Consider the following 11,885-nt stretch of genomic DNA (forward strand, 5'->3'; position numbering starts at 1 on the left):
CTATTCGGCGGCCAGCCGTGCGGCAAGGTCCTCATCGGACATGAGATCCGGATCGATGGCCATGAGCTCGCGCTTGGCCTTCTCCGTCAGCGAAACGACAGTCGCCCTCGACTGCTCGCCGATGCGATCCACCTCGACGATGGTGTCCATGTGCTCGAGCACCGCGACACGCTTTTCGAACGGCGCGGCGATCACGAATTGCAGGCCGAGCTTCTTGTAGAAGGCCATCATCTGGCGCTGGTTTCTGCCGTCCATCTTGGAGAACGCCTCGTCGAACATGGCGAGCGCAAAACCCGACGGCTTGCCGGCGCGCCGCTCGGCGCTGCCGTAGACGGCGGCGAGCGAGGCCCCGATCGCCACATAGATTGGCACCTGCTGCTCAGCGCCCGATCCCGTCCCACGACGCTGCTCCCATCGAGTGGACCGGCCTGTGGCGACGTCCTCCATGTGGATCTCGAAGGTGTAGAAGTTCCGGTAGTCCTCGAACTGCGTGAAGTCCTTCTCCGGATCCTCAAGGAGCGCCTCGAGCGCGACAATGGTGTCCTTGTGCGGGAAGTCGTCGGGCACGTCGCCGCGGAAGAGCATGTCCAGCGCTTCCGGAGAGGTCTTGCCGATCTCGATGATCTTGAGGATCGGCTGGAATTCCACGACTTGTGTGCGATGGAAAGAGTAGCGCTCGTTGTGGAAGGGGTGGGTCTGGAGGCTACGGTTCAGCGACTGGAGGTCCCGCTCCATCTTGCCGATCCTTGAGGTCAGGGCGTTGATGAACTCGCCGCGCAGCAGCGTCGAGGCCTTCTCGGCCGCCTCGCGCGCCTGCCGTTCGTACCTGCGCAGTTCGTTGGATTCGATGTCGTCGATCAACTGCTCCATCCAGGGCTTCACTTCCTGGAGCGGCTCGCTTTCGATGCCGACTTGAGAACTCATGCCGAAATCGTCGAAGTATCCGTCCAGGAATTCCCGCACCCGGCGTTCGATACCCTTGCGCTCCACGTCCGACGCCTCGGCATCTTTCAGGGCTTTATCGGCGATGGAGCGATGCTTCTCCGCTTCGCTCTTTTGCAAACGCGTATCGAGGCGCGATCGGTAGGCGGCGCGGCCCTTCATCGCGGCGTAGAGTGACCGATTCTTGAGGAAGATCGATTGGGCGACTCTCAAGTTGAGTTCGGAGCCGGGCACGTTTTCTCCGTCCCCGAGCTTCCCTTCGATGAGCCGCACCTCGCCATTGTGCTTGTTGAAAGCCCTCTGCTGCGTCTCCCGCTCGACGCGCCGGCGTTCTTTGAGGTCCAGCTGCGCCTTCTTCTTCTCACGAAGCCCGCCGTCACCGGCTCCGTGCAGGGCGGATAATCTTGCCTGCGCATCAGCCTTCTCGGCCTCGGCGGCGGAGAAGACTGCCGCACATAACTTCAGGCCGGCGCTCCCGTCGGTGCAAAGGGCCCTGAGGGCCGCGAATGCGGCGTCGGCTGCCTCCGCTTCCCTCGCCTTCTGGGAAACCGCGTCCTCGAGCGCCTCCGCCTGGTCCTGCAGCGCTCGCAGCGCGTTCGCCTGAGCCGCCTTGCCGATCTTGTGCTGCGACGGATCGATCGAACGATGGGTCCGTACCAGGCCGTCGTCGTAGAGACCGTCCTTCATGATGGCCCGGCCCGGCTTGTTAAACTGTTCGAGCGTGTCGGCAAGGCGCACGGAGCCGTAGCGGCGCATGATGAACGACAGCGCGTCCGGATCCTCGGTGCGGAAGATCGAGGGAAACGTTCCGCGGTCCGGCTTGGCCCTGAACTGCTCCAGCTTGTTGAGGCTTACCAGCGAGGTGTGACGGAATTCGCGGCGACCTTCCTTGAATATCGCCGTCGCCGCGCCGATGTCCGGTCGGTCGACGAACACCGCGTCCCGGTCGCGGCCGAGAAGCGCTTCGGCGGCTCCCGCCCATTCAGGGTCCGCGACCTCGATCAACTCGCAGAGCACCCGTGGCGCCATTCCCTTTTGCCGGAGTCTCAGGCACAGGCGCTCAGTGTCCGGCTCCAGGTGCGCACGCGCGCCTCCAGAGGCGTGCTGGCGGATGCGTTCGAGCAGATCGCCGCGTTGCGCGCGCAATTTCGACGCCTCGGCCATGATCGCCTGTCTCGCCTCGTCGACCTTGGCCGACCATGCTGGCGCCGAAGACACGAATGCCTGCTCGGCCACCGAGAGTTCGTCGGCCACGGCTCCGACTTCCGCGTTCTTGGCTGCACCGAGGAGCTTCGCGACCGAGGGAATGAATTCGTCGAAGCCGCAGCCGTACATGGCGAGCAGCGGTCGAAGCCGTTGGATGTTCTCCACCCGCCCCCTGAATTCGGAAAGGGCCCGCTGCGCGGCCTGATCGGCAATCATGGCAGTCTGCGCCAATTCCTTCCGGCCCGTCCTGGCGTCATGTTCCGCGATCGCTGTCGTCAGGCGTTCGATCTCCCTGTCGATGGCCTTGACGTCCTCGTCAATGAAGGCGAGCTCGGCTGTCGCCGCGGCCCGCTGCGCGGTCTCGTCGCGCAGCCTGGCCCGCAGGTCGCGATTGGTCGCCCTGGCCGCCAGCCAGTTGGCGCGCCTGGCGATCCATTCCTCGCGGAATTTCGTCTCAAGAGTCCTCTCCAGGCCCGCCAAGATTGCGCGCAGCGCCTTCAGGGCGTCGAGCTTCTCCCGCATCCTCCGGATCGTCTCGCTGATGTTGCGGTAAGTTTGGATCGACTCGCGCAGTTCTTTGATGCCGATCCGACTGTCTTCCAGGATGTAGTCCCGGACGAACTGGGTGGCGGTCTGGTTATGGTCGAGGGTCATCGCGTTCACGATGGACTTCTGCAGCGCGCTGGCGTTCTGCTCGCCGTAGGGCGCGTGCGGCACCAGATGGCGCATGTATTCGCGCACGTAGTCGCCGGCCCGGTCCCGGTGATTGACGAAATTCTGCTCGCCCACCGCCGCGACGATCCGGGCGCGGACGTCCTCCCATTGCGCGGGGAACTGCTGCGCTCCTTTGCGCTCGATGAAGTCCTTGGCCGTCAAGACCGTGCCGACGGCGACGAAGAGCGCCAGCACCGTCTCCTTGCTGTCGGACTTCCGCGCCTCGAGAGCCATGCCGATCGTAACCGACGGCCGCTCTCGCTCGGTATCCTCGAATCCGAGCGCGATGTAGGTGCGGGCTTCGTCCCGCCGACGCTGGTCTTCGCCGAGCGTACCGAGGCAGTAGTCGACGACGCTGCGCTTGGATCCGCTACGGGACTTTCCGCTATCGCCCGCCACCGCGTTCAGGCGCAGGAAGCGCCGGTTGCCGCCGGTGAGAACGACCTGGGCCATGTCCAGGATGGTCGACTTGCCCGACCTGTTCTCGCCCAGCACGCCGATGTGGCCGGCGACTGCGATGTCGGCAACGTCGAAGAGGTGCCAGTTCACCAAGGCAAGATGCCGCAATTCCATCATGCCTCGCCTCCGGCGTCCCGCGGAAAGCGGGCCTCCTCGCTGCGGACGTAGCGCTCGAGCCTCTGCAGGGCGTCGCCGCCGCTGATGAGCTTGATCATCGGCCGGATCCGGACCTCGCAGTCCTGCTGCTCGTTGTCGAAGTCTCCGATCTCGACCAAGCTGCGCTGGGCGGCCTCCTTGAGGATGTCGCGGAAGCGCTGACTTGAGACGGCGCTGCCCCCGTTGGGCTGCACCATCTCCCGATAGCGATCGAACAGGTCGTTGATGGTGGTGACGACGACCGCCCTGTCTTCCATCGCGCCCGTGTTGATCTCCTGCTGCCAATAGGCGGCGAGGACGAGCATCACGATGGTTTCGTCCAATTTCATCCGCGGCAGCGGCACGTCTTCGTCCATGGCAACGATGCCGGCCCATTGGGCTTCCGGATCGCGATGGAGGCGGTAGCCGCAGGTGTCGAAAAAGCCGTCGACCGCGTCGCGGAAGCGCCCGTCCATGATTGTGTTGTAGATGGTGCCAGTCCGGGGGTCGCCTGCGAACACGAACTGGCGACGCAGCAGGAAGTGCAGCGCTTTGCGCAGATCGGCTGCCTTGTCGGCGCCAGCAGAGCGCTCGATGTTCTCGAACTCGCTAAGCATGCGCTACTCCCTTTCGGAGGCCGCCGCGACGGATCACGAAATTGGCGCATCTGAGCCATTCGCTGTCGTGCGGCGGAGTATCGGGCGATGGCTGCAGATCGAAGCTGCCGGCGACCTGCGGCGGCACCTCGCCCGTCAGGGCGTACCGACGGGCGGAGTCGAACGCGAGGAAGTCGTCGACCGTCTCGATTTCGACGAAACGCGCTTCCTTGGTCCCGAACGGTGGGACCTGCCCTTCGAGGAACTTGCGGACGTCCTCCGGACGAGGCGCGATGCGCGCGATGTACTCGAGCCGGAGTTGCTTCCGCAGTTCGTAGAGCGGGTCGGATGGTGGCGCCGGGAGCTCCCTTGCTTCGACGGGCCGGCGGGGCTGTCGGGTCGACGCCTGATGGTGCTCCGACCAGGGGGAGGCCAGCGGCTCGACGCTCCATTCGACGGTCGCCTGGTCGTGGCGTCCGTCCCGCAGCAGGGCGTCGAGGCGGCGGACCAGGTCGCCGGCGCGGCCGACCAGACCTTGTGCGCCGCGCTCGGCGTACTTGATGGTATTGCGAACGCGCGCTTCGAGTTGTCGCCGGAACGTTTCGATACGCTCGAACATCTCGCCGATCTGCTCGAAGATGTTCTCGATCGCCAGCAGGTCGTCGGCGGCGGCCGTATGGCCGTCTTCGACATCTGACGCCATGCTGGCCGCCGCGTATTCCTCTGCGAGCACCTGCATCGTGTCCGGCGTGTAGGAGATCCTGCGCGCCAGGTCGACGATGGCGTCGCGGAAACGGTAGGGATGGTTCACCGTCAGGATGGACTCGAAGTCCTTCAGCAGGAGCTGATCGACGAACTCCTCGAAGAAGGCCTCCAGGCGGGTACCGATTGTCTTCGACTCCATGACCGTCCGCCTGATCCGCTTGAGGTCGGCGAGGATCGCCCGAAGGCTCTTGGTGAACTGGTCGGCCTGGTTGCGCGCCTCACGCACCGCGAGCGCGGCTTCGCGCTGCTTGCGATCGGTCACCTCGGGCGTGAGCTTCTCCACTGCCTCGAGGTTCAGACGAATCTGGACGATCAGGCCGCCGAATCTTTGGGAGAGGTCCTTGTTCAGGCTCGCCAGTCGCTGGATCACCAGCAAGGGTCCCATCGCCATGTCGACGGTGACCCGCAGGCCGTATTCCTCTTCCTCGAGCCAGCCCCAATCAACCAGGCGCGAGTAGAGTTGTCGGGCCAAGCCGAGCGCCTTGTCGCCTTTCTCGGATGCGAAAGCGAGGTCGGCTTTACGGATCCGGCGGCGGCCCGCCGAGATCACGTCCGGCAGGCCGCCGAAATTGTCGCCCTCGTTCCACAGCGAAGGATTGGCGCGCATGACATCGTAGATGGCGTGCACGACCTGCCGCGGTGTCGGGAATGCCGGAGCCCCCGTGAAGAAGCGTTCGTGCAGATCCAGCAGGCAGGCCGCGTAAAGGTGCTTGTGGTCCCTCGAAAACACCAGGAACGCCTCGTCGTGCAAATGGCGGAACAAGGACAATGGATGTTGCTCCCTGGACCGCCTTCATCCCGGAGGATGGATCAAGCCGGCCTCAAACTCATGACCTGCCGAGAGAATATTTCCACTTGAGACGTATCGCGGGGAAGGCGCAACCCAACACGTTATGTTCATTGAATATTCTCGGCACTGGGTGAATGTGGCGAACTGTTAGGGCAGCGCGTCGATTATCGTTTCTATCGGAAGATAGAAAGTTCTTGAACCGATGGGGCTTTCAATGAACTCGGCCTCTTTCCAAAAGGCTGCTGCGTTATCATCGATGGCATGCACGAGGATTGCGCGAATTCCTATCGTTTCCGAGGCGTGCACAATCTGATGGAGCGCGTGTTGGAGGAGGTCCAATCCAATGCCCTTTCCCTTATAGGAAAGGTCCCGGGCTAAGCGCCCGATAATAGCGACGGGGACCTGGTTCGGCAGCCCATGTCGCTTAATAGGCTTGGGGATCGCCGCCCGCTCAACACTCCCCGAGGCTATGCAATAGTATCCAATGACCACGTTATCTTCGCACATCACGTAAGTGCGCGCGGTCTTGCCCTCGCTATCAAGAGCACGATTCTTCAACCAATCGTCCAACGCTTCATTGCCGCTGTGAAAGCGGCTGAAGTCGTGCGTAGGCTTCAGGAGTGTGGGAGCTATCAAACCCCCACGCCTCCCGGGATGCTCTATTACTTCTGCCAAAGCGGCTTACGCTTCATTAGTGCCTTGAGCTTTGCGCCTGCGGGAGGCGGGTTATCCAAGGCGGCTATAAAAGCGTCGTGCTTCTCTGGCTCAAGGACGAACAGCCTTTGGTCCAATAGAACATCGATCGCATGCTGACGCGCGCTATCGAGCATGAACTCACTGAGCGATTTACCAACGGCCACAGCCGCAGTATCGATTAGATGCTTAACTTGGACAGTTGCGCGGATATGTATATTGGTTTCGCTTCGGGCGCGCCGCGTCTTTGTACGCGTCCTCGGACGCTCTAATACTGCTGCGTGTTCCATTGCGAACTCTCCCACGGTCTCAACAACATCAACTTTTAATTTCGCAACTTTCATCGCCTTCTATATTGCATGTGTGTACACAACGTCAACACAGTTCCTGGGTTCCAACAATAATAGCCCTGATGACGGTCGAAATTGCCGAAATTGGTCCTATATTGACCTAATAGACCGCCCGAAACGCCCCAGAGGTCCGAACCAGCCACCAAACGACAGAGACCCGCTGCGGCACAGCAGGCTTGCGGAACTTCTTGGCCCAGCCCGCCTTTCGCCGCTTCTCCTTTCGCGGCATCAAGCATTGCTTCCTTTTCCCGGCGCGTTCCGTGTCGCGAATACCGAGCGCAACGCGATTGCGGTAACGGAAGCATAACCTTAATCCGATAAACGTGTTTTATGCAATTCGACGCATAATGTCCATTTATGCGCCATCTGCCATATTGCGATTTTATCGGAATTAGCGCATACTAGGTCGCGGTAAAATATGACCGACCTCGCCCGCACACCGAACCAGATTGGCAACCTGATCCGCCGCACCCGTAAGAAGTGGGGGCTCAGCCAGTCGCAGGTCGGCGCGCGGGCGGGCTTGCGGCAGGAGACAATCTCGCTCATCGAAACTGGCCATCCGGCAGCCAAGCTTGACACCATCCTTGCGGTACTCGCGGCCCTGGACCTTGAGTTCCGGATCGTCCCGCGCAGCAAAGGCACAGCCGCCGACCTTGAGGACATTTTTTGATGCCCCGGCGTCGCCGCCATGAGCCGCTGCGCGTGCTCCTCAACAACCGCCTCGTCGGCCTGCTGAGCAAGGCGGCGACTGGCGCTATTGAATACCGGTACGAGGCTGACTGGCTCGGATGGGAACATGCCCTGCCAGTCTCGCTCTCGCTGCCGCTGCGGGAGGATGCCTTCCGCGGCGAAGCCGTCACGGCCGTCTTCGACAATCTGCTACCTGACTCCGACGCGCTCCGTCGCCGGGTAGCGCAAAAGGTCGGCGCCGCCGGGACCGACGCCTACAGCCTGCTCGCTGCTATCGGCAGGGACTGCGTCGGCGCCCTGCAATTCATTGCCGACGATGATGATCATCATGATGATGATCACCATGGCGATGGTCGCACCATCGCCGGCGATGCCGTCGATGACGAAGCGATTGAAAAGCTCCTCAACGGGCTTGCCGAGACTCCGCTCGGACTTACGCGCGACGATCATTTCCGGATTTCCGTGGCAGGAGCACAGGAGAAAACGGCGCTGCTGCGGCACGGCGGCAAGTGGCTCAAGCCGCACGGCACCACGCCGACGACCCATATTTTCAAGACGCAGATCGGGGAGCTGCCCAACGGTATCGACCTTTCGAACAGCGTCGAAAATGAATACTACTGCCTGAGACTTGCCGCCGCCTCCGGCCTGCCGGTGAACCATGCCGAGATTGCGACTTTCGGTAAGACCACGGCGCTCGTCATCGAGCGCTTCGACCGGCGGTGGACGAAGGATGGCCGCCTGCTCCGCCTGCCGCAGGAGGACTGCTGTCAGGCCCTGGCGGTCCCGCCGACGCGCAAATACCAGAGCGATGGCGGTCCCGGCATGGTGAAGCTTCTTGATCTGCTCAAAGGCAGCGACACGCCTGCTGATGATCAGGCGACGCTGCTCAGAGCGCAAATCTTCTTTTGGCTGATTGGTGCGACCGATGGCCATGCGAAGAATTTCAGCATCTTCATCACGCCCGGCGGCCGCTACCATCTGACACCGCTTTACGACGTGCTCACGGCACAGCCGAGTCTGGACACCGGTCAAATTCAGCGCAAGCAGATGAAGCTCGCAATGTCGGTAGGAACAAACAATCACTACAGGATTGCCGAAGTACACGGCCGGCATTTCTTGCAGACAGGCGAAGCGGCGGGCGTACCGAAAAAGCTCGTTCAGGAATCAATCGAACGTGTCGCCTCTACCGCTGAAGCTGCGCTCGCCAAAATCGAAAGCGAGCTGCCAAAGGGCTTTCCCGAGGCAATCCATAATTCGGTGAAAACCGCGGCTATGCTGCGCCTGAGTTCATTGAAAGTGCATTAGCAGAAAGTTTACGGTTGCTACCGGGGGCGAACTGCATTTGCGCCGTATGGCGCTTGCGTCCGCACGGCCGCCGTTGACCAACACGTACGAAGTGGTCGCCGAACGAAGACCTGCTGGATTGGATTCTGCGGCACCGCCCGCAATAGCGCCCCCTGGGTTGCCCGCGCCGCTAACTCCTCAGAACAGCTTGGCATTCAACCCGAATAGCTAGAGAGTGGCTTGTCAAGCAAGCCTAGTTATGCGAACTTTTGATGGCCCAGATGAAGATGCCCCCTGGGCACCGCACCCCGCGAATGGGAGCGCGTCAGATCTACGAAGCGCTTAGGGATCAGATCCTGGGGCGCGTTTACGGCGCCGATGGGCTGCTGCCGTCGTCCCGCGCCCTCGCCGGCGAACTCGGCGTATCACGCGGTACGGTGACGATCGCCTATGAGCAACTCGCGGCGGAAGGCCTCATCGAGATCCGCCATGGCGCACGGCCGCGCGTTGCACAAGCTGTTGTCGAGAGGGGGCGCGTGCGCACGACGTCGCGGCCGTCGTCACGGAAGGTGCGACTGTCGGGCTACGGCGAGCGTTTGAGACAGGTCGCGCCGCGCTCGGAGGAACAACCTCGCAACCTCCTCGCAAATTTTCGGTATGGTGATCTCTCACCTTCGGATTTCCCCGTGCTCGCGTGGAAAAGAGCCGTGGTCGCTGCAATGACACGGCGGCCCGCGAGATTGGCCTACAACGATCCTTGCGGCTCTCGGCAGCTGCGGATGGCGCTGCAGGCCTATCTCTGGCGTTCGAGGACCGTGCGATGCGAAGTCGATCAAATCATCGTCGTGAACGGTTCGCAGCAAGGGCTCGACTTGTGCGCGCGACTGCTGCTCAACTCCGGCGATCGGTTTGTCATGGAAGACCCTGGCTACCTGATGGCAAGGCACGTCTTCTCGGCCACCGGGGCTGCCGCGGTGCCGATTCCGGTCGACGTCGACGGACTGGACACGGAGCGGCTTGCGAAGATCGAAGCGCGGCTCGCGTACGTGACGCCGTCGCATCAATTTCCGCTGGGCGGCGTCATGGCGATCGCGCGTCGGCACCAGTTGCTCGCCTGGGCAAGGAAGTTCCACGCCTACGTAATCGAGGACGACTACGACAGTGAGTACCGATACGACACGAAGCCGGTCCCCCCGCTGCACGCGCTCGCAGGTAGCGAGGACGTCATCTATCTTGGGACCGTCTCCAAGACGCTCTCGCCAACACTGAGGATCGGCTATCTGGTGGTGCCCTCTGAGCTCCAGTCCCTGTTCGCCGCGGCCAAGCAGATCATGGACAGGCATACGCCGCTGGTCGAGCAGGAAGCGCTCGCGACGATGCTCGAGACCGGTGCATACGACAGGCACGTCAAGCGAGTCCGACGGCGCAACGGCGAGCGCCGGCAAATCCTGCTCGACGCTTTGCTCCGCAGATTTGGCGACCGAATCCAAATCGACGGCGCAGCCGCCGGCTTGCATGTGGTGGTCTGGTTTCGCGATCTGCCCCAAACGTCCGAAGCAGCGTTGATCGAGGCTGCTCGTGTAAAGGGCGTGGGCATCTATCCGGTCGCCCCCCTCTTCAATCACCGTCATCCTGGCCGCCGGCATCAGCCGAACGTCATCGGGCTTGTCATGGGTTACGCCGCACTGGAGGCGCGCCAGATCGAGCGCGGCTGTCAGCTTCTGGCTCAAGCGGTCGATCAGCTCCGTTCGCGGCGATTGTCCTAGTCGCATGCCCCTCCAACTGGACCATCAAAATCAGTGATAACTGGCTGTTCTAACCGTACCAGGCTGGGTCTATCTCAGGACCGAGAACGGAGAACCGCCATGTATGTGCCCCCCGCCTTTAAAGATGACGAGGTCGAAAGCATCCGAGCGACCATTTGCTCCGCCGGCGTCGCCAACCTGGTCACGGCCACCGCGGACGGGCCGATTGCGACACCCTTGCCGCTCTTCCTCGATGAGACCGAAGGAGAGCACGGAGTGCTGTACGGGCACTTGGCGAAGGCGAATCCACAATGGCGTTCGGCTCCGACCGGCGAAGCTCTGGCGATCTTCATGGGTCCGGAAGCCTACGTAACACCCTCATGGTACGCCACCAAGCAAGAAACCGGGAAGGTGGTGCCGACATGGAATTACATCACCGTCCACGCGTACGGGCCGGTTGAGTTCTTCCAGGAGCCCGAGCGTCTGCTCGAGGTGGTCACGCGCCTAACGAACATCCATGAGAAGTCGCGCGCGAAGCCTTGGGCCGTCAGCGATGCCCCCGCCGGTTTCATTGCCTCCCTGTTGCGAGGGATCATCGGAGTGCGCATTCCGGTCACCAGGTTCGAGGGCAAGCGCAAGATGAGCCAGAACCGGCCCGAGGCTGACCGCATCGGCGTCGCCGCCGGCCTTGCGGCGTGCGAAAAGCCGCAGGATCGAGAAATGGCTTCCCTCATTCCGATTCCGGCCTGAGGTTAGCGTAATCACCGTGTGCGAAGACCGGCCCTAGACGAACCGGTTGACGCGATTAGAGGGGTGGCGATGCCGGACTTCCAGACCTTCTTCTTGTTCTTGGCAGCGTCGCTGCTTGTGGCGATCACGCCGGGGCCAGGCATCTTCTATATCGTGGCGCGAACGCTTGTCGGCGGCAGAACGGAAGGGCTGGCATCGAGTGTTGGCCTAGGTCTCGGCGGCCTTGTGCACGTGTTCGGCGGCGCCGTCGGCATATCTGCGCTGGTCATGGCAAGCGCCGAGGCATTCACGTTTTTGAAGATCGCGGGCGCCCTGTATCTCATCTGGCTCGGGCTCAAGACGTGGCGAGAAGCGCGCATCGTCGAGCCGACCGAGGTGCAGACGACAGGGGTGCGTCGGGCCTTCCGCGACGGCATCATCGTTGAGGCGCTAAACCCGAAGACGGCTGCATTCTTTCTCGCCTTCATCCCCCAGTTTGTCGACCCATCCGCGAACGTCGCCGCGCAGTTCATCGTCTTCGGGCTCATCTCGGTTGCACTCAACACCAGCGCCGATTTGGTTGCGACCCATTGGGCTGCGAAAGCGAGAGCCGGCCTTGCAAGGCGACCGTCAATCCTCGCCAAAATGCGACAGGTGTCGGGTGCCATCATGTGCGGACTGGGAGCTACGCTAGTCTTTGCCCGTCGCGTGGGTTGATATCCGAAGGTGGTCATATCGATCGACTTCGTGCGCTTGTCTGAATGTTTCCTGTCGGCGCTAGACCGGC

General features: G+C 62.1%; 10 protein-coding genes. 5 read left to right on the forward strand and 5 right to left on the reverse strand.

What is annotated here, in order from left to right:
• The 5 genes from LMTR13_RS26755 to LMTR13_RS26775 all read right to left on the reverse strand — a co-directional run bounded on the left by LMTR13_RS26755 (position 1) and on the right by LMTR13_RS26775 (position 6,644).
• Positions 1–3,438 (reverse strand): SbcC/MukB-like Walker B domain-containing protein, encoded by a 3,438-nt coding sequence (locus tag LMTR13_RS26755; RefSeq protein ID WP_065730386.1) that lies wholly within the window; start codon positions 3,436–3,438, stop codon positions 1–3.
• On the reverse strand, positions 3,435–4,073 hold the full coding sequence (locus tag LMTR13_RS26760; protein ID WP_065730387.1) for a DUF4194 domain-containing protein: 639 nt from the start codon (positions 4,071–4,073) through the stop codon (positions 3,435–3,437). The genes LMTR13_RS26755 and LMTR13_RS26760 overlap by 4 nt, the downstream gene beginning before the upstream one ends.
• A complete protein-coding gene (locus LMTR13_RS26765) occupies positions 4,066–5,586 on the reverse strand; it encodes a Wadjet anti-phage system protein JetA family protein (protein ID WP_065730388.1) in 1,521 nt (506 codons plus the stop codon). The genes LMTR13_RS26760 and LMTR13_RS26765 overlap by 8 nt, the downstream gene beginning before the upstream one ends.
• Positions 5,587–5,754: 168 nt before the next feature.
• On the reverse strand, positions 5,755–6,243 hold the full coding sequence (locus tag LMTR13_RS26770; protein ID WP_236843148.1) for a GNAT family N-acetyltransferase: 489 nt from the start codon (positions 6,241–6,243) through the stop codon (positions 5,755–5,757).
• Positions 6,244–6,269: 26 nt separating this feature from the next.
• Entirely contained in the window at positions 6,270–6,644 is a 375-nt protein-coding gene (locus LMTR13_RS26775) for a type II toxin-antitoxin system TacA family antitoxin (protein WP_236843150.1), read from the reverse strand.
• Between the two features lie 424 nt (positions 6,645–7,068).
• Between LMTR13_RS26775 and LMTR13_RS26780 the strand changes: the two genes are divergently transcribed.
• The 5 genes from LMTR13_RS26780 to LMTR13_RS26800 all read left to right on the forward strand — a co-directional run bounded on the left by LMTR13_RS26780 (position 7,069) and on the right by LMTR13_RS26800 (position 11,815).
• The gene (locus tag LMTR13_RS26780; protein ID WP_065730390.1) at positions 7,069–7,320 is read left to right on the forward strand and encodes a helix-turn-helix domain-containing protein; all 252 of its coding nucleotides are present in this window, start codon (positions 7,069–7,071) and stop codon (positions 7,318–7,320) included.
• Positions 7,320–8,645 carry a type II toxin-antitoxin system HipA family toxin gene (locus LMTR13_RS26785; RefSeq protein WP_065730391.1) on the forward strand — a complete coding sequence of 442 codons (1,326 nt, stop codon included), beginning with the start codon at positions 7,320–7,322 and terminating at the stop codon, positions 8,643–8,645. Before LMTR13_RS26780 ends, LMTR13_RS26785 begins: the two co-directional genes overlap by 1 nt.
• A gap of 251 nt (positions 8,646–8,896) precedes the next feature.
• Positions 8,897–10,390 carry a MocR-like pyridoxine biosynthesis transcription factor PdxR gene (gene pdxR / locus LMTR13_RS26790; protein ID WP_065730392.1) on the forward strand — a complete coding sequence of 498 codons (1,494 nt, stop codon included), beginning with the start codon at positions 8,897–8,899 and terminating at the stop codon, positions 10,388–10,390.
• A 99-nt stretch (positions 10,391–10,489) separates the two neighbouring features.
• Positions 10,490–11,119: an FMN-binding negative transcriptional regulator gene (locus LMTR13_RS26795; protein ID WP_065730393.1), complete on the forward strand. Its 630-nt coding sequence runs from the start codon at positions 10,490–10,492 to the stop codon at positions 11,117–11,119.
• A gap of 69 nt (positions 11,120–11,188) precedes the next feature.
• Positions 11,189–11,815, forward strand: a complete 627-nt coding sequence (locus tag LMTR13_RS26800; protein WP_065730394.1) for a LysE family translocator — start codon at positions 11,189–11,191, stop codon at positions 11,813–11,815.
• Positions 11,816–11,885: the final 70 nt, after the last annotated feature.

It is taken from the genome of Bradyrhizobium icense (assembly GCF_001693385.1).
GTDB lineage: Bacteria > Pseudomonadota > Alphaproteobacteria > Rhizobiales > Xanthobacteraceae > Bradyrhizobium > Bradyrhizobium icense.